Source organism: Nonomuraea diastatica (genome assembly GCF_004349015.1).
GTDB classification, from domain to species: domain Bacteria; phylum Actinomycetota; class Actinomycetes; order Streptosporangiales; family Streptosporangiaceae; genus Nonomuraea; species Nonomuraea diastatica.
Genome location: NZ_SMKP01000092.1, coordinates 22,616 through 39,315, shown reverse-complemented (window position 1 = coordinate 39,315; position 16,700 = coordinate 22,616). Strand labels below are relative to the sequence as shown.

Here is a 16,700-nt window from a genome sequence, read left to right as displayed (position 1 = left end):
GTCATTCCCCACCATCACCGCGCCCGCCCCCGGAACGGCGCCTTCTGGCGGGGCGTCGCCGGTGGCGGGGGACGGGAACAGGCCGAGGAGGGCGGGGACGTTCACCGAGCGCCATCCGAGGTGGGCGATGTCCACCAGGCCGCCGAACCGCACCGGCCCCGCCAGGGCGACGCCGACGCCGACGACCCGGTGGCCGAGCCGGGACGTGTGGGCGGCGACGGCCTCGCCCAGCGGCACGAGCGCGCCCTCCGGCGTGCCGTCGTGCGGGCGCACGTCCAGGACCGTGACCCGGCCACCCAGCTCGCACGCCGCCAGCTCCCACGCGTCCTCGCGCACGTCCACCGCCAGCGCCAACGGCCCGCGCGGATGAGGGCCGGGCACCTGGGTCGGCCGTCCCCGCCCGTGCTCGGGGGCCGGCTCCTCGTGCAGCAGCTCGTCCTCGGCCAGCCCGGTGACGAGCACCGACGCCGTCCCCCTCGCCAGCCGCAGGTCGCGGGTCAGCTGGGATCGGGTGCTGGTGGCCCCGCAGTCGTGTACGGCGCGCAGCAGCCGGACGCGGTTGTGCGCGCGAAGTTCGCCGCTCGTCGTGGCTCCATTCACGCGGACAGTTTATGCTCTAGCCGTGAACAAAAGCCTCATTGAAGCCAGACGTGCTCGTGCTGGAGTTTTCGGATTCTTCGTTCTCTTCGGTTTTGTGATGGGTCTGTGGGCGGCCGGGCTGCCGTCGCTGAACGACCGGCTCGACCTCGGTTTCGCCCGGCTGGGCAGCGTCCTGCTGCTGATCTCCGGCGGCGCGCTGGTGTCGATGCTGGTAGCGGGGTCTGCGGTGGACAGGTGGTCCAGCAGGAGGGTGTGCTGGTTCGCCGGGCCGTTCTCGGCCCTGGTCCTGCTCGGTCCGGCGCTGGCGCCCTCGTACGGGGCTCTGGCGGTGCTGGCGGTCGTGTTCGGGATCGGGATCGGGGTGGCCGAGGTCGGGATGAACGCCCACTCCGTCGAGGTCGAGCGCCGCTACGGCCGGCCGATCATCTCGGCCTTCCACGGCACGTGGAGCCTGGGCGGCGCCGCCGGGGGCGGGCTCACCTCGCTCGTTCTGCAGGCGGGGCTGGACGCGCAGTGGCTGCTGATCGTGGCGGCGCTGGTCGTGCCGTTCCTGTACGTGCCCGCGGCGTGGCTGCTGCTGCCCGACCAGCCCGAGCACACCTCGCCGGAGCCGGGGGCCCAGAAGGGCGCCGCGCTGAAGTGGGGGCTCATCGCGATGCTCGGGCTGGCGGCGTTCGCCGGGCACCTGAGCGAGGGCGCGGCCATCGACTGGGCCGCGTTGCACGCCCGTACGGTGCTGGAGACCGACCCCGCCATGGCGCCGCTGGCGTACACGGTCTTCTCCGTGGCCATGACGGCCGTCCGGCTGCTGGGCGACCCGATCAGAGCCAGGCTCGGCTCCGTGCGCACCATCCAGCTCGCCGGGCTCTTCGCCACCGTCGGCTACGTGCTGATCCTGCTCTCGCCCGCGGCCGGCGAGCCGCTCCAGGTCGTCTGCGCGTGGACCGGCTGGGCCCTGGCCGGGGTGGGGCTGGCCACGGTGGTGCCGGTGCTGTTCAGCGCGGTCGGAGCGGTCGGCGACCGGGTGGGGCGGGCGCTGGCCATGGTGACCGCGTTCGGCTACAGCGGACTGCTGCTGGGCCCCGCCGTGCTCGGCTACGTGGCCGAGGCGTCCTCCCTGCCGGTCGCGCTCGTCATCCCGACGGTCCTGGCCGCCGTGGTGGCGCTCACCGGCGCGCCCGCGATCCGTTCGCTGCTCAGGGTCTCCGGCGCGGAGCCCCGCCAGGAAGGGGCCGTCGCGCGCGGGCCCGAACCCGAGCCCGCCCGGGACTGACCTCGCCCGCGCCTGGGGCCATCCCCAGGTGGCGGTCGTGGTCCAGCGCCTCCCGGCTCAGGACGGCCCTGCCCGGGAGCTGCCACGTGATTTGCGGAACGGTCGCTGACCTGGTGTTATTCGATCGTGACTTGACCTGCGGGTTGCGTACGGGTTTTCATGTGGCCCACACGGTAAACGTTTACAGTCATCGGGTCGTAAACGTTTACACCACCGGGAAGGACAGCCGTGGCCGACGGACCCACGATCACCACGATCGCCGAGCGCGCCGGCGTCTCGATCGCCTCGGTCTCACGGGTCCTCAACGGCCTGCCGACCAGGCAGGAGACCGAACGCAAGGTGATGGCCGCCGCCGACGAGCTCGGCTACGTGCGCAACGCCGTGGCGAGGTCACTCAAGTCGCGCCGCACCCACCAGGTGGCCTTCGCCATGGCCGACGTGGGCAACCCCGCCTACCTGGCCATGCTCCGCGAGATCCAGCCGGTGCTGAAGGCGGCGGGCTACCGGCTCGTGCTGCACTCCACCGACGCCGTCGTGGCCGACGAGATCGACGTGCTGCACAGCCTCGGCGAACGGTACGTGGACGGCTTGATCATGAGCCCACTGCGGGTCACCGAGCAGCACCTCGAGATGCTGGCCGCGGCCAGGGCGCCCGTCGTGATCATCGGTTCGGTGCCCGAGGGGACGCGGGTCGACAACGTGCGCGCCGACTCCCGCACCGGCGTGCGGCTGGCGATCGACCACCTCTACGCGCTCGGTCGCCGCAGGATCGGCATGCTCAACGGCCCGCTTGACACCGTGCCGGGCGCGGCCCGCGGCGCCGCGTACCGCGAGGCGCTCGCCGACCTCGGCCTGCATTACGACGAGGACCTCGTACGGATCGGCGACTTCTACCGCGCGGAAGGGGGCCGCGCGGTGGCGGAGCTGCTCGACAGGGTTCCCGACGTGGACGCGCTGATGTGCGCCAACGACCTGATCGCGCTCGGCGCGCTCGACGTGCTGCGCGCGGCGGGCAAGCGGGTGCCCGCCGACGTGGCGGTGGTCGGCATGGACGACACCGACCTGGCGGCGGCCTCGTGGCCGGCGCTGACCAGCGTCTCGCTCGGGTCGGCCGAGCGCGGCAAGGCCGCCGCCGAGCTGCTGCTCGACCGGCTGCAGGGCGGCGACCGCGAGCCGCGGGTGGTCACCGTGCCACCCCGGCTCGTGGTCCGCGCCAGCACGGCGGGAACGGCGGGCGCGGGCACCGTGCACGGCGACGCGGGACGTACCAAGAGGAAGGAGGGCGGCGCGTGACGGCGACCGTGACGAGACCGGCGCCGCCGCGGAGGCCGAGCGCCAAGCGCCGCCACATCTCGCGCCAGACGCGCGAGATGTGGCTGCTGATGCTGCCCGCGCTGGTGCCGGTGCTGCTGTTCAGCGTCGGCCCGCTGCTGTACGGCATCGGCCTGGCGTTCACCGACGCCCGCAACACGCGGGTGCACGAGACGAGCTTCGTCGGCCTGGAGAACTTCACCGACCTGCTGGCCGACGACGACTTCTGGGCGTCGTTCAGGATCGGCGCCATCTGGGCGGTCTCCGTGACCGTGCTGCAGTTCCTGGCCGCGCTCGGCCTGGCCGTGCTGCTCAACCAGAACCTGCGCTTCAGGGGTGTGGCCCGGGTGCTCGCGGTGGTGCCGTGGGCGATGCCGCCCGTGGTCATCGGCCTGATGTGGAAGCTCGTCTACCACCCGGACGCGGGCATACTGAACGACCTGCTCGGCACGGACATCAACTGGCTGGCCGACTTCTCCCTCGCGCTGCCCGCGATCATCGTGGTCGGCGTGTGGACCGGCATGCCGCAGACCACCGTCGTGTTGCTGGCGGGCCTGCAGAACGTGCCCAAGGAGCTCTACGAAGCCGGCGAGATGGACGGAGCGGGCCGCTGGCGGCGCTTCTGGAACATCACGCTGCCGCAGCTGCGGCCCGTGATCGTGGCGATCACGTCGCTCGACTTCGTGTGGAACATCAACCAGTTCGGCCTGGTCTACGTGCTCACGCAGGGCGGGCCCGGCGGGCAGACGCGGCTGCCGATGTTGTTCGCCTACGAGGAGGCGTTCCGCTACCGGTTCGCGGGCTACGCCTCGATGCTCGGCCTCGCCATGGCGATCGTCGTGCTCGCGGTGCTCGGGTTGTACCTGTGGCGGCAGATGAGGGAGAACCGATGAGACGCCTTCCGCAGTACGCCGCGCTGGTCGCGTACATCGTCTTCCTCGCGTTCCCGCTGCTCTGGCTGCTGTCGACGGCGCTGAAGACGCCGCAGGAGATGGCGCTGACCGAGCCGACGTGGATCCCGCGCGAGCCGACGCTGGCCAACTTCACCGACGCGTTCGGCGAGCAGGACCTGGTGGGCGCGGCGGTGCGCAGCCTGATCGTGGCGCTGTTCAGCAGCGTGATCACGGTGCTGATCTCGCTGCCCGCCTCCTACGCCATGGCCCGCTACCGCAGCCTGCTCAACCGGGTCGCGCTCGGGTGGGTGCTGGTCAGCCAGGTGTTCCCGTTCATCCTGATCATCATCCCGCTGTTCATGATCCTGCGCGAGATGGACCTGGTGAACACGCTGCCGGGGTTGGTAGCCGTGCACGTGACGTTCACGCTGCCGTTCGCGTTGTGGATGTTGCAGGGGTATGTGCGCGCGGTGCCGCCCGAGCTGGAGGAGGCGGCGGCCGTGGACGGCGCCTCCCGGCTGCGCTCCATCGCGTCCGTGGTGGCGCCGCTGCTCGCGCCGGGCGTGGTGGCCACGCTGCTGTTCGCGTTCATCTCGTCGTGGAACGAGTTCATGTTCGCGCTCGTGATCCTGCAGAACCCCGATGTCATGACGCTCCCGCTGACGCTGGTGAGGTTCACCGGCCCCGAGGGGGTGGCCAGGCTCGGCCCGCTGGCCGCGGCGTCGCTCATGGCGACGATCCCGAGCCTGATCTTCTTCGCAATCATCCAGCGGCGCCTGAAGTCCGGCCTGATGACCGGCGCCGTCAAGGGCTAGGAGGCTCATATGCGTATCAAGTCCGCTCTGGCGGTGGTGGCGATCGCCGCGCTCACCGCGGCGTGCGGCGGGGGAGGAGGCGGCGAGTCCTCCTCACCCAACGAGCCGGTGAAGATCGATTTCCTCAGCCTGGCGTGGCAGAAGGAGTCCGTGGCCGCCAACAAGGAGCTCGTGGAGGAGTGGAACAAGGCCAACCCGAACATCCAGGTCACCTACGTCCAGGGCAGCTGGGACAACGTCAACGACCAGCTCGTCACCCAGTTCGCCGGTGGCACGGCCCCCGACGTCATCCACAACGACTCGCCCGCGCTGGCCGGCTTCGCCACCGACGGCTACCTGCTCGACCTCAGCGGCAAGCTGCCTGCCGAGCTCAAGAACGACATCCCCCAGGCCGCCTGGGACACCGTCACCTTCGACGGCGGCAAGGGCGAGCAGGGCGTCTACGGCGTGCCGTTCCTGCAGGAGTCGCAGGTCGTCATCGCCAACAAGAAGCTGCTCGAGGCGGCCAAGGTGCGCATCCCGACGGCGGACGCCCCGTGGACGTGGGACGAGTTCTCCGCGGCCGCCAAGAAGATGACCAAGGGCGACACGTACGGCGTGGCATGGCCGATGAAGTCACCGGTCAACAAGACGCTCAACCTGGCGCTCAACTTCGGCGGCACGTTCTTCCAGACCGCCGGCGGCAAGACCACGGTCAAGGTCGGGCCCGAGGAGCGCGAGGTGCTGCAGCGCATCCACGACCAGCTCTACAAGGACAAGTCGGCCGATCCCGCCGCGCTCGGCCAGGGCACCGCCGACCCGCTGCCGGCCTTCTACAAGGGCAAGTTCGCGCTCCTGCCCGCCGGGGTCTACCTGCGCCAGCAGGTCGCCGAGCAGGCGCCGGACGGCTTCGCGTGGGTCACCCTGCCGGGCCCGAAGGGCACCACCACCCAGCAGGGCGCGGTCTCGCAGACGTTGTCGATCGCGCAGGAGAGCGAGCACCCTGACGAGGCCATGAAGTTCATCTCGTTCTTCCTGAACGGCCCCAACCAGGCCAAGCTCGCCAAGGGCGACTGGCTGCTGCCGACCTCCCAGAAGGCCGCCGCCGACCCGGCGATGACCAGCGATGAGAACGGCTGGGACGTGGCCACCGCCTCCGCCAAGGACCTCGTCGTGGCGCCGTTCCTCAAGGTGAACGGGTTCGACGAGTGGAAGAGCAAGGTCGCCACACCGGTCCTGCAGGAATATTTCGCCAACAAGATCACTATCGACGAGGTGGCCAAGAGGCTCGTCGAGGACGGCAACAAGGTGCTGGAGCGGTACCAGCGGTGACTCTTCGCGACAGGGCCCGGGGGTGCCTGCTCGGCCTGGCGGCCGGTGACGCCCTCGGCGCTCCCGCCGAGAACCTGACGCCGTCGGAGATCCGGCGCCGGTGGGGACGGCTCACCGAGATCGAGGGCGGGGGCACCGACGACACCGAGTACGCGATCTTCGCCGCGTCGCTCCTCGTCCGCCACGGTCATGCGCTGACCAGCGAGGACGTCGCCGCCGCGTACCGGGAGCTGATCCTGCCCCAGGCCGGGCCGATGCGCGGGGCCGGGTTCTCCGAACTGGGCACCGTCGAAGCGCTGCGCCGCGGCCTGGAGCCGCCGCTGACCGGGCTCGTGCACGCGCACGGCTGGTCGGACGGGCTGGCCATGCGGGCCGCGCCGTACGGGATCTTCTGCCCGGGCGATCCGGCGGAGGCGGCCCGGCTGGTGGAGCAGGACGGGCTGGTCAGCGGGGCCGGCGAGGGCATCATGGGCGGCCGCGCGGTCGCCGGCGCGGTGGCCGCCGCGATGGGCGGCGCCGCCCCTGACGAGGTCGTGGCGGCGGCGCTGGCGGTCATCCCGCCCGACTCCTGGACCGCCAGGAACATCGTCCGGGTACGCGACGTGCTCGGCCGGGCCTCCGATGCCGATGCCGCTGGTGACGCCGCCGGGCCGGGTGTGGTCGAGGCGCTGCACGAGGCCGTGGTCGTGCGGCATTACCCCTGGACCGACGTGGCGCCGGAAGCCGTGGCGCTGGCGTTCGCGGCCCTTCTCGCGGGAGGCGGTGACGTGGAGGCGTCGGTGACGTTCGGGGTGAGCCTGGGCAGGGACGCCGACACCATCGGCGCCATCGCCGGGGCCGTGGCGGGAGCCGGTCGCGGAGAGGACGGCGTGCCCCGGCGGTGGGCCGGAAGGATCGGGCCGGTGACGGGCAAATGCCTGCCCGTCGTGGCCGGGAGACATGTGCTGGACATCGCCGACGAACTGGCGGAAAGGCTGTAGATCACGATGCCGGGGGACAGGATCAAAGGAGCCTTCGCCGGGCTCGCCGTGGGCGACGCGGCCGGGTGGCCCGCCGCCAGGCACCGGGCGGCGCTGCACGCGCCCTGGAGCCGGCGCCTGCACAGGGAGCTGGACGCGTTCGCGGAAGAACATCGCGTGACCACCCTGCCGGTGCCGTTCGCGCTGAACCAGCCGGTGGCGCCGCTGCGCGTCGGCCCGTCCGACGACGCCGAGTGGCTGGCGTGGACGGCGCTCACCATCGACCGGCCGAGGGCCGAGGCTTTCAGGGACCTCATCGACCCGGCACCGGGAACATCCGGGGCGCGGGCCGTCGGTGATCCGGCACCGGCCCCGCACGGGGCGCGGACGGTCGGTGACCGGGCACCCGGCTCGTCCGGGGAGCGGGCCGTCGGCGGGCCGGTCAGGGCGCGGATCTCGGTGGCGACCGCGCTCGACAACCTCGCCAAGGGTGTGGAGCCGCCCGCGTCCGGGCACGACAATCCGCACTTCTTCGACGACGCCGCCGCGGTCAGGGCCGTCGCGTTCGGAGCTCTGGGGAGGGACCCGACGCGGGACGCCGAGGTGACGAACGCCTGCGACGGTGTCCTGGGCGCCAGAGCCATGGCGGCCGCCGTGGCCGAGGCCGTGGCGTCGGGCTCGGCGGTCAACGCCGTGGAGGCCGCGCTTGCCGTACTGCCCGACGGCACCGCCATCGGCCACAACGCCCGGCTGGCGGTCAAGGTCGCGCGGGCGGCGGGCGACCCGTTCGCAGCCGTCCCCGCGCTGGACGGGGCGCTGCTCGACCACGTCTACAGCTACGGTGTCGGCGCGGCGCAGACAGTGCCCGTCGCGCTGGCGCTGGCCGAGGTGTCGGGCGGGGACCTGGACCGGGCGGTGCCCGCGGCGGCGTGCCTGGCCGCGCTCGCCGACTCGGCCCCAGCGCTGACCGGAGCGCTCACAGGGGCCTGCGGCGGACTCGGCGCGATCCCGGAGGGGTGGATCGCGCCGGTTCGTACGCTGGCCGGTTGCTGCCTGCCTGACCTGGCAGGCCTGGACCTGATCGAACTAGCGAATGATGTCACGGAGGGAATCGCATGACGCCGCTTGAGGACAGGGCCACCGGCTGCGTGGCGGGGGCGGCGGTCGGTGACGCGCTGGGCGGCGCCACCGAGGGCTGGACTCCCGAACAGATCGTCGACCGGTACGCGGGCCGCGTCGAGGGCATCGTGCCGCCGTTCAACGAGGACTGGCGCAACGCCCGGCCGATCGCGCCGTACCACAAGGGCGACGGCCACATCACCGACGACACGTTGATGACCCACGCCCTGATCCGGGTCTACGAGAAGACCGGCGGGCACCTCGGGGCGTATGCGATGGCCGAGCACATGGTGCCGGAGCTGATGGGCGAGCGGCGGTGGATCCCCGAGCTGGAGGCCGAGGCGCTGCCGCTGCAGCGGATCTTCCTGGCCGAGAAGTGGATCGTGGCCAGGCTGCACTACGGGCACGTGGACCCGCGGGAGGCCGGTGTCGGAAATATCGTGAACTGCGGCGCCGCCATGTACGTCGCCCCGATCGGCATCGTCAACGCCGCCGACCCCGACGGCGCCTACGCCGAGGCCATCGACCTGGCCGGAGCCCACCAGTCCAGCTACGGTCGCGAGGCCGCCGGGGTGATGGCCGCCGCCGTCGCCGAGGCCATGCGGCCGGGCGCCACGGCCGACTCCGTGGTCGCCACCTGCCTGCGCCTGGCCAAGGACGGCACCAGGGCCGCCATCGAGGCCGTCTGCGAGGCCGCCGCCGGGCTCGGACACTGGGACGGCTCGTTCGAAGCGCTGCGCGCCGCCGTGCGGCCGTACGACACCGTCGCCGACACCTACCGTGACCAGGGGCTGGGGGCGCGGCGGCCGAGCCGGACGCACAGCATCGAGGAGCTGCCACTCGCGCTCGGGTTCCTGGTGATCGCCAAGGGCGGCTACCGCGACACCGTGCTCGGCGGGGTCAACTACGGGCGCGACGCCGACTCGATCGCCTCCATGGGCGGCGCCATCGCCGGGGCGCTCGGAGGGTTGTCCTCCGTGCCGGCGGAGTGGGTGGAGCAGGTCGGCTCGGCCAGCCGTACGGACCTGGTGGCTCCGGGGCTCGCCATCGCCGGGGTCGCCCGCCGGGTGCACGCCGCCGACCTCGCGCGGCGGCGCGACCACGAGGCCGCCTTCGCCGACCTGGACCGCCGGTGATCCGGCTCACCTGGGTCCAGCCGGAGGACCTGCTCGGCCACGAACTCCGCCAGGCAGCCGAGGACGGCCGCGCCGGCGGCTCAGGAGAGAGCGGCGGCGTCGGTACGGGCGGACGCGGCGGGGGGTCGGGGGAGAGCGGCGGCGAGGCGGGCAGCGGTGACCGGGTCCGGGAGATCGCAGCCCGGTGGCACGCGGCCGGAGGGCACGACGCCCCGCCACGCGCCGGCGCCTCCGACGCCGGCGCCGCGCGGCTGCGAGGGCTGGCCGAGGAACTGCTGGACGAGCTGGCGGCCATCCCGTCGCCGCTCGACGAGCCGTCCGACCTGGCCGGAATCATCGCCGCCTGCCCTGGCTGGCCCGGCCCCCGCCCTGCTCCCCTCGCGCCGGGTCCGCGCCGGGTCGTGGTCGATCCCGCACGGGTGCTGGGCGCCTGGCTCGGGCGGGCGGCCGGGTGCGTCCTGGGGAAACCCGTCGAGAAGATCCCGCGCGAGGGCATCAGGCGGATCGCCGAGGCCACCGGCAACTGGCCCATCAGGGGCTGGTTCACCGCGAAGGGCCTGCCCGATGACGTCGCGCGCCGCTGGCCGTGGAACCGCCGCAGCGCGGTCAACTCCCTGGCCGAGAACATCGACGGCATCCCCGAGGACGACGACCTCAACTACCCGTTGCTGGCCCTGACCGTCCTGGAACGCCACGGCCGCGACTTCGCCACCGACGACGTGGCCAGGCTGTGGCTGGACGAGCTGCCCGCGGGCCGTACGTTCACCGCCGAGCGGGTCGCGTACCGCAACCTGCTGGACGGCGTCGAGCCACCGCGCACGGCCACCCACCGCAACCCGTTCCGCGAGTGGATCGGAGCGCTGATCAGAGCGGACGTGTACGGCTGGGTCAACCCGGGCGATCCGGCCACGGCCGCCGAGTACGCCTGGCGCGACGCCCGGCTCACGCACACCGCGAACGGGATCTACGGGGCGATGTTCGTGGCCGCGATGTGCGCCGCCTCGCTGGTGGCCACATCGGCGGAGGAGGTGGTGCGGGCGGGCCTGTCCGTGGTGCCCGAGGGGTCGCGGCTGCACGGGGCCGTACGCCTGGCCGTCGCGGACGCCGCCCGCGAGGACGACTTCGAGCGGGTCGTCGACCGCCTCCACGAACGCCACGGCGCCCTGCACTGGGTGCACACGGTCAACAACGCCGCCCTCGTCGCCGCCACGCTGATCCACGGCCGGGGCGACTTCACCGCCACGATCGCCGGGGCGGTCGCCGGCGGCTGGGACACCGACTCGGCCGGGGCCACGGCCGGATCCCTCGCGGGAGCGCTGAACGGCGGCGTGCCCGGCCGCTGGCGCATGCGCGACCGCCTGGCCAGCAGCCTGACCGGATTCGACGGGGTGGGCCTGGAAGAGCTGGCGGCCCGTACACAGGAGATGATGACCACATGATCTCGGTTTTCGGCAGCGCCAACATGGACCTCGTCGCGTACGTCTCAAAAGCCCCCAAACGCGGCGAGACGGTCACCGGGCACCGCTTCCGCACCATCCCCGGCGGCAAGGGCGCCAACCAGGCGATCGCCGCGGCCCGCGCGGGCGCGCAGGTGGCGTTCCTCGGGGCGGTCGGCGACGACGGTTTCGGCGCGGAGATGCGGGTCACGCTGGCGGAGGCCGGCGTCGACGTACGTGGCCTGCGCCAGGTGCCGGGGCCCAGCGGCATCGCGCACATCGTGGTCGACGACGAGGGCGGCAACTCGATCGTCGTCGTGCCAGGGGCGAACGGCACGGTCACCGGACCGTCCCCCGACGACCTGGCCGTGATCGCGGCCTCCCAGGCGCTGCTGCTCCAGCTGGAGTTGCCTTTGGAGGCGGTCGTCAAGGCGGCCGAGGGGGCGAGGGCGGCGGGCGTGCCGGTGTTCCTCACGCCGGCGCCCGCGCAGCCCCTGCCGGGGGAGCTGCTCGACGCGGTCACGACGATCGTCCCGAACGAGCACGAGGCGGCCGCCATCACCGGCGTCTCCGGCGCGGACACGGCCCTCGACGCGCTGCTCGAGCGGGTCGAGGAGGCTGTGATCACGCTGGGCTCCGAGGGCGCGCTCCACGGGTCGCGGTCGGGGCAGCGGCTGCGCGTGCCCGCGGTGCCGGCGAAGGCGGTGGACACGACGGCTGCCGGCGACACGTTCGTGGGCGCGCTGGCCGTGGCCCGCTCGGAGGGGCGTGCCATGGCCGACGCCCTGAGCTTCGCCTCGGCGGCGGCGGCGCTGTCGGTGCAGCGGGAGGGTGCCAGCACGTCGATGCCGGCCCGCCAGGAGATCGAGGAGTTCCTCGCCTCGTGACCTGTTCGGGGTTCACCGCGTCGGGCAGGTGGTGACCATGAGCAAGAAACCCGAGGAGAAGCCGGACGCGGTCGGCGGGGTCGGGGGGGAGAGCGACGTCGTCGCCGAACGGTCGGGTGCCGGCACGCCGAGGACCCGCCGCCCCGTCTCCGCCGACCCCCCTTACGAGGAGGACCCGCAGGAGGAGGAAGCCGGAGAAGAGGAGAACGGGAACGACGTCGTCCGCCCGGACGCCGGCCCCACCGGCTGACCGTCCCACTCGTTGCCCGTGCAGGTGGGCGAGGGCCGCCTGACGCCCCTTTCGCGACCGGTCCGCTACACTCGCGGGCCGGTGAAAGGGGTGGGAATGTTCGGGCCGGTCGAGGTGCTGCGGGTGCTGGAGACGTTGCGGGAAGCGGGCTGCGCGGTCTGGATCGGCGGCGGCTGGGGGATCGACGCGCTGGTCGGCCGGGTCACCAGGAAGCACGGCGACCTCGACCTGCTCCACCGCGCCGAGCAGGAGCCCACGGTGATCGCCGCGCTCCGGGCGGTGGCCTATTCCGAGCGCGAAGGCGTCGTGCCCGGCCGGCCCGCCCGCTTCGTCATGGCCGGCCCCGAAGGCCGCGAGCTCGACCTGCACCCCCTGTTGTTCCAGCCCGACGGATCGGCCGTGCAGCACCTCGACGACCACGGAGGCGTGTTCACCTACCCGGCGGACGCCTTCACCACCGGCGTGATCGACGGCGTGGTCGTGCCCTGCCTGTCGGTGGCCCAGCAGGTGCACTTCCACCGGGGTTACCAGCCGCGCGAGCGCGACCTGCACGACATGGCGCGGCTGCGGGAGGCGTACGGCGTCGACACTCACTTCTGAGCGGCGACCTTCGCCCCCAGGCGGGCGGCGCACTCGTCGCGGTAGTCGAGCGTGCGCGAGCGCAGCTCCTTGGGGTCGGCGAGCACGGCCCTGGAGACCGAGGGCACGACGGCATGGCGGACGGACGCGAACACCCGGGCCATCTCGGCGGGGGTGGCGCCCTGGACGCCCAGCCCCGGCGCGAGGATGGGGCCGTTGAGGTCGTCCAGCGAGTCGTCGAGCGCGGGCAGCGTGGCCCCCATGACCAGCCCGACCGGCCCGAACGGCGTGTGCCCCGCGTTCGCCGCCGCCGCGGCGGCGATCACCTGCCCGGCCACGTGCCGCTGCAACGCGGCGGCCTCAGGGTTGGAGGTGCGCGCCAGCACGAAGACGCCGGCGTCGTTGACCATGGCCGACGTGATCGCGCCCTCAAGCGACCCGAACCCCAGGTAGGGGCTGAGCGTCACCGCGTCGGCGGCCAGCGGGCCGCCCCGGTCGAGGTACGCCTCCGCGTAGGCGGCCATCGTGCTGCCGATGTCGCCCCGCTTGACGTCGAGCAGCACCAGTGTGCCGGCCTCGCGCAGGTCGGCGATGGTGCGTTCGAGCACGGCGATGCCGCGGCTGCCCCAGCGCTCGAAGAAGGCCGACTGCGGCTTGACCACCGCTGCCACGTCGCCCACCTCGTCGACGACTGTGCGGCTGAAACGCTCCAGACCGGCGGGGGAGTCGTCGAGCCCCCAGGCGTGCAGCAGCGCCGGGCTCGGGTCGAGGCCCACGCAGAGCGGTCCGCACGCGTCGAGCCTGGCTCGCAGGCGCGCCCCGAACGTGTCATTCATCGGCTCCTCCTTCGCCGGAGACCCCAGGCTTCAGCCCCTGCACGGTGCTCGCCCGGCCTCTCTCACGACCACCGCCACGACCCTCAGAGCCGGCCCCGGCAGGCCGGCCCGCGCGGCCGTGGCAGAACGGTTCTCCGGCGACGATACGGGACAGGACTCCTCCTGCTGAACAGGGTGTGCGATCCGAGTCTTCCTCGCTTGGCCTTAGGGGTAGATCAGCAGACATGTACGAGATCGCCCATCGTGTGCTGGTGCTGCGTACCGATCCACCGCGTGACGTCGTCGTCACTCTTGGCCTGCCGTACGAAGAGCCGGCGGGCGAGTGGTCGTGCCCGTACCGCATCGACGGGCTCGCCGGGTGGGAGCACGAGCGGAAGGTCACCGCGTTCGACTCGCTGGAGGCGATCGGGCTGGCGATGGTCACGGTGCGGGCGGCGCTCGCCGGGTCCCACGAGGCCAAGGGGGGCCTGCTGAGCTGGGACGACGCGCCGTCGGGCCGGCGGGCGCGGACGGTGTACGTGAGCGTGGATCAGGAACACGACATCGCCTACGTCTCCATGAAGCACGAAATGTCACCAGGTGAGGCGGTGCGTCAGGTCGAAGCCGACGACGTCATCATCGATTACGGCGAATCCGGGCAGATCCTCGGTCTGGAGATCATCAACGCGGCAGCGGTGCTCCCGCCCGAGCTGCGGCTCTGATCGGACAAGCGTCCCCCCGAGGCCCACCGACGGGACAGCAGCCACCGCCAGCGCGGCAGCTCCAGCGCCACCGTCACCACGGCCAGCACCGAGACCAGCGCCGCGGCCGCCGCGTGCCAGGCCGCCCATGCGGCCGCCACGGCCGCCACCACGTGCAGGACGACCAGCGCGATCGTCACGTGACCCGGCACGGCGACGATCACGGTGCGCTTGTCGCCCGGGGTGGAGAAGAGCGTCGGCAACGCGATCAGCACCACCGCGGACACCACCGCCAGTGGCACGAGAAGGAGGCCAGGGCCCACGGGGTCGCGATCCAGGCGACCAGCTCGACCGCGAACCGGCAGGCCGAGGCGACCCGGTCGTCAGGGCGGGGGAGAGAGGACACCCACGTACCCTACGCGGGTGCGCGGCCGGGGATAATCGCCGGGGTGAGCACCGTGATCTCGCCGCGCATCGTGGCCACCGACCTCGACGGAACCCTCCTCACCTCCACCGGCACCATCACCCCACGCACCAGGAAGGCTCTCCGGTCCGCACGCGCGGCCGGTGCCGAGATCGTCTTCGTCACCGCCAGGGCGCCGCGCGGCGTCCGCGAGATCGCGGAGCAGACCGGCGTCACCGGCATCGCGATCTGCAGCAACGGAGCCGTCACCTACGACGTGGCCGCCGACGAGATCATCGACAGCCATCCGCTCTCGCCCGAGGCGGCCAGAAAGGTCGCCGCCACCCTGGCCGAGGCCATCCCCGGCGTCGGCCTCGCCGTCGAGACCGGCAGGAACGTGCTGACCGAAGTGGCCTACACCCGGCGGGTCAGCCACGACCTCGCGCACTACCGCGAGGTGACATCGGTTTTCGACGAGAACGAGCCCATCGTCAAGCTGCTCGCCATGTCCGCCGCGCACACCGCCGACGAGATGTTCACCGCCGTGGTGGCGGCCGTCGAGGGCCAGGCGGAGGTGACATATTCCGGCGTCGAGGGGCTGCTCGAGATCAGTGCGCCGGGGGTGACGAAGGCGGGCGCGCTCGACCGGCTCTGCGGGGAGCGAGGCGTCGAGGCCGGCGAGGTGGTGGCGTTCGGCGACATGCCCAACGATCTGGCGGTTCTCGCGTACGCGGGCGCCGGCTACGCCATGGCGAACGCGCACCATCTGGTGCTGGCGGCGATCGAGCGGCGCACGCTCTCCAACGACGAGGACGGCGTGGCCGCGGTGCTGGAAGATCTCTACGGCTGAGCGGCCCCTGCCGGACGAGCCTGCCGGACGAGCCTGCCGGACGAGCCTGCCGGACGAGCCTGCCGGACGAGCCTGCCGGACGAGCCTGCCGGACGAGCCTGCCGGACGAGCCTGCCGGTGACGTGCCCGCCCGCCGGCGTGGGCGGGCACGTACGGCATCACGCGTCGTCGTCGGACACGCGCGAGGCCCCGTCGCAGGTGCTGGGTGAGGTGCTGAGCACGGGCATCAGCCCGCCGCACGTGGTCACCGGAGCGGATACGGGCTCGACGATCTCGTCATTGAAGATGATCACGTCACCGATGAGCGACTGGCCGGAGGCCGCGGGCGGCTCGGCGGGCTCAGCGGGTTCGGCCGGCTCGGCCGGTTCGGCGGGCTCGGCGGCCGTTGCGGGCTCCGGGGGCTGGGCGCTCGCCGCGGTGGGCGGGGGCGCGACCACGGCGTGCCCGGCGTACGGGAACAGCATGCTCGCCACCGCGGCCCCGAGCCCCGCGGCGACGAAGCGCCTCGTTCCCATCAGAACCCCCACCCTCGGCACCAGCGCGTCACGGCGAGGTGCGCCGGCCTGCCTAGGCGGCCTTCATGCCGGCGGGGTTGACGCCGTCGCCGGTGTCGTGCTGAGGCCGCCCGCCCTCCATCATCCGGTCGATCAGCGCCAGCGCCAGCGCCGAGACCACGAAGGTCAGGTGGATCAGGGTTTTCCATAGCAACTCCCTGTCGGTGATGGCCGGTCTGGCCGCGTTGATGAAGATTTGGAGGAGGTGGATGGACGAGATGCCGATGATGGCCATGGCCAGCTTGACCTTGAGCACGTTGGCGTTGACGTGCGAAAGCCACTGGGGCTGGTCAGGATGGCCCTCGATGCGCAACCGCGAGACGAACGTCTCGTAGCCGCCGATGATGACCATGATCAGCAGGTTGGAGATCATGACGACGTCCACGAGACCGAGGACGATCAGCATGACCGTGGTCTCGGCCGGCGTGCCGCCGAACCCGAGATGGATCAGATGGATCAGCTCCGCCATGAACCGCCACACGTAAACGATCTGGGCCGCGATCAACCCGACGTAGAGCGGGGCCTGAATCCACCGGCTCAGGAACATGACGTAGCCGACCCGTTCCGGCATCTTCTGTGACCTCGTACGCGACGCGGCCACGGGCACCTGCGCGAGTCTCACTATGACGTCAGGATGTTGATGTGCTGGACCACGGTCTCCACGTCAACGAGCGGGGAGCCGTTGCCGAGCAGATCCAGGGGGATCGGGGACGCGCCGGCCACCAGCGCGGCGGCGGCGACAACCGTCAGGACACCGAACTTCAACGGGACTCCTTGTTACTGCTCTTCGCCCACGCGCAGGGCGCTG

The 16,700-nt window shown here is 72.3% G+C and carries 19 protein-coding genes and 1 pseudogene; 14 read left to right on the top strand and 6 right to left on the bottom strand.

Annotation, left to right across the window (positions count from 1 at the left end):
- Positions 1 to 600: pseudogene (locus E1294_RS28980) on the bottom strand (MarR family transcriptional regulator); the annotation flags it as partial.
- Between E1294_RS28980 and E1294_RS28975 the strand changes: the two are divergent.
- The 12 genes from E1294_RS28975 to E1294_RS28920 all read left to right on the top strand — a co-directional run bounded on the left by E1294_RS28975 (position 512) and on the right by E1294_RS28920 (position 12,590).
- Positions 512 to 1,873, top strand: coding sequence for an MFS transporter (locus E1294_RS28975; protein ID WP_342775089.1), 1,362 nt, complete (start codon positions 512 to 514; stop codon positions 1,871 to 1,873). The pseudogene E1294_RS28980 and the gene E1294_RS28975 sit on opposite strands and share 89 nt — an antisense overlap.
- A gap of 228 nt (positions 1,874 to 2,101) precedes the next feature.
- Complete coding sequence (locus tag E1294_RS28970; RefSeq protein WP_132513540.1) at positions 2,102 to 3,166, top strand: LacI family DNA-binding transcriptional regulator; 1,065 nt, start codon at positions 2,102 to 2,104, stop codon at positions 3,164 to 3,166.
- Positions 3,163 to 4,077 (top strand): carbohydrate ABC transporter permease, encoded by a 915-nt coding sequence (locus E1294_RS28965; RefSeq protein ID WP_132513538.1) that lies wholly within the window; start codon positions 3,163 to 3,165, stop codon positions 4,075 to 4,077. Before E1294_RS28970 ends, E1294_RS28965 begins: the two co-directional genes overlap by 4 nt.
- On the top strand, positions 4,074 to 4,892 hold the full coding sequence (locus E1294_RS28960; protein WP_132513536.1) for a carbohydrate ABC transporter permease: 819 nt from the start codon (positions 4,074 to 4,076) through the stop codon (positions 4,890 to 4,892). Before E1294_RS28965 ends, E1294_RS28960 begins: the two co-directional genes overlap by 4 nt.
- 9 nt (positions 4,893 to 4,901) lie before the next feature.
- Positions 4,902 to 6,203 (top strand): ABC transporter substrate-binding protein, encoded by a 1,302-nt coding sequence (locus E1294_RS28955; protein ID WP_132513534.1) that lies wholly within the window; start codon positions 4,902 to 4,904, stop codon positions 6,201 to 6,203.
- Complete coding sequence (locus E1294_RS28950; protein ID WP_132513532.1) at positions 6,200 to 7,183, top strand: ADP-ribosylglycohydrolase family protein; 984 nt, start codon at positions 6,200 to 6,202, stop codon at positions 7,181 to 7,183. The genes E1294_RS28955 and E1294_RS28950 overlap by 4 nt, the downstream gene beginning before the upstream one ends.
- Positions 7,184 to 7,189: 6 nt before the next feature.
- Positions 7,190 to 8,281: an ADP-ribosylglycohydrolase family protein gene (locus E1294_RS28945; protein WP_132513530.1), complete on the top strand. Its 1,092-nt coding sequence runs from the start codon at positions 7,190 to 7,192 to the stop codon at positions 8,279 to 8,281.
- Complete coding sequence (locus tag E1294_RS28940; RefSeq protein ID WP_132513528.1) at positions 8,278 to 9,417, top strand: ADP-ribosylglycohydrolase family protein; 1,140 nt, start codon at positions 8,278 to 8,280, stop codon at positions 9,415 to 9,417. The genes E1294_RS28945 and E1294_RS28940 overlap by 4 nt, the downstream gene beginning before the upstream one ends.
- On the top strand, positions 9,414 to 10,856 hold the full coding sequence (locus tag E1294_RS28935) for an ADP-ribosylglycohydrolase family protein (RefSeq protein WP_132513526.1): 1,443 nt from the start codon (positions 9,414 to 9,416) through the stop codon (positions 10,854 to 10,856). Before E1294_RS28940 ends, E1294_RS28935 begins: the two co-directional genes overlap by 4 nt.
- Positions 10,853 to 11,740 carry a ribokinase gene (gene rbsK / locus E1294_RS28930; protein ID WP_132513524.1) on the top strand — a complete coding sequence of 296 codons (888 nt, stop codon included), beginning with the start codon at positions 10,853 to 10,855 and terminating at the stop codon, positions 11,738 to 11,740. Before E1294_RS28935 ends, rbsK begins: the two co-directional genes overlap by 4 nt.
- A 37-nt stretch (positions 11,741 to 11,777) precedes the next feature.
- Positions 11,778 to 11,990, top strand: a complete 213-nt coding sequence (locus E1294_RS28925) for a hypothetical protein (RefSeq protein ID WP_132513522.1) — start codon at positions 11,778 to 11,780, stop codon at positions 11,988 to 11,990.
- Between the two features lie 96 nt (positions 11,991 to 12,086).
- Positions 12,087 to 12,590 carry a nucleotidyltransferase domain-containing protein gene (locus E1294_RS28920; RefSeq protein ID WP_132513520.1) on the top strand — a complete coding sequence of 168 codons (504 nt, stop codon included), beginning with the start codon at positions 12,087 to 12,089 and terminating at the stop codon, positions 12,588 to 12,590.
- Here E1294_RS28920 and pyrF read toward each other — a convergent pair.
- Complete coding sequence (pyrF, locus tag E1294_RS28915; protein ID WP_132513518.1) at positions 12,581 to 13,405, bottom strand: orotidine-5'-phosphate decarboxylase; 825 nt, start codon at positions 13,403 to 13,405, stop codon at positions 12,581 to 12,583. The genes E1294_RS28920 and pyrF overlap by 10 nt on opposite strands.
- A 224-nt stretch (positions 13,406 to 13,629) precedes the next feature.
- Between pyrF and E1294_RS28910 the strand changes: the two genes are divergently transcribed.
- Complete coding sequence (locus E1294_RS28910; protein WP_132513516.1) at positions 13,630 to 14,106, top strand: DUF2283 domain-containing protein; 477 nt, start codon at positions 13,630 to 13,632, stop codon at positions 14,104 to 14,106.
- Here E1294_RS28910 and E1294_RS28905 read toward each other — a convergent pair.
- Positions 14,028 to 14,387 (bottom strand): hypothetical protein, encoded by a 360-nt coding sequence (locus tag E1294_RS28905; RefSeq protein WP_220447993.1) that lies wholly within the window; start codon positions 14,385 to 14,387, stop codon positions 14,028 to 14,030. The two genes, E1294_RS28910 and E1294_RS28905, sit on opposite strands and share 79 nt — an antisense overlap.
- A 147-nt stretch (positions 14,388 to 14,534) precedes the next feature.
- Between E1294_RS28905 and E1294_RS28900 the strand changes: the two genes are divergently transcribed.
- On the top strand, positions 14,535 to 15,338 hold the full coding sequence (locus E1294_RS28900) for a Cof-type HAD-IIB family hydrolase (RefSeq protein WP_246083346.1): 804 nt from the start codon (positions 14,535 to 14,537) through the stop codon (positions 15,336 to 15,338).
- A gap of 158 nt (positions 15,339 to 15,496) precedes the next feature.
- On the opposite strand, the gene E1294_RS28895 is transcribed toward E1294_RS28900, so the two are convergent.
- Genes E1294_RS28895 through E1294_RS53030 form a run of 3 tightly spaced genes read right to left on the bottom strand, consistent with a single transcriptional unit; the run spans position 15,497 to position 16,657 of the window.
- Positions 15,497 to 15,853, bottom strand: a complete 357-nt coding sequence (locus E1294_RS28895) for a hypothetical protein (protein WP_132513514.1) — start codon at positions 15,851 to 15,853, stop codon at positions 15,497 to 15,499.
- 52 nt (positions 15,854 to 15,905) lie between these two features.
- A complete protein-coding gene (locus E1294_RS28890; RefSeq protein WP_132513558.1) occupies positions 15,906 to 16,463 on the bottom strand; it encodes a TIGR00645 family protein in 558 nt (185 codons plus the stop codon).
- A 50-nt stretch (positions 16,464 to 16,513) separates the two neighbouring features.
- Entirely contained in the window at positions 16,514 to 16,657 is a 144-nt protein-coding gene (locus tag E1294_RS53030; protein ID WP_165977525.1) for a hypothetical protein, read from the bottom strand.
- Positions 16,658 to 16,700: the final 43 nt, after the last annotated feature.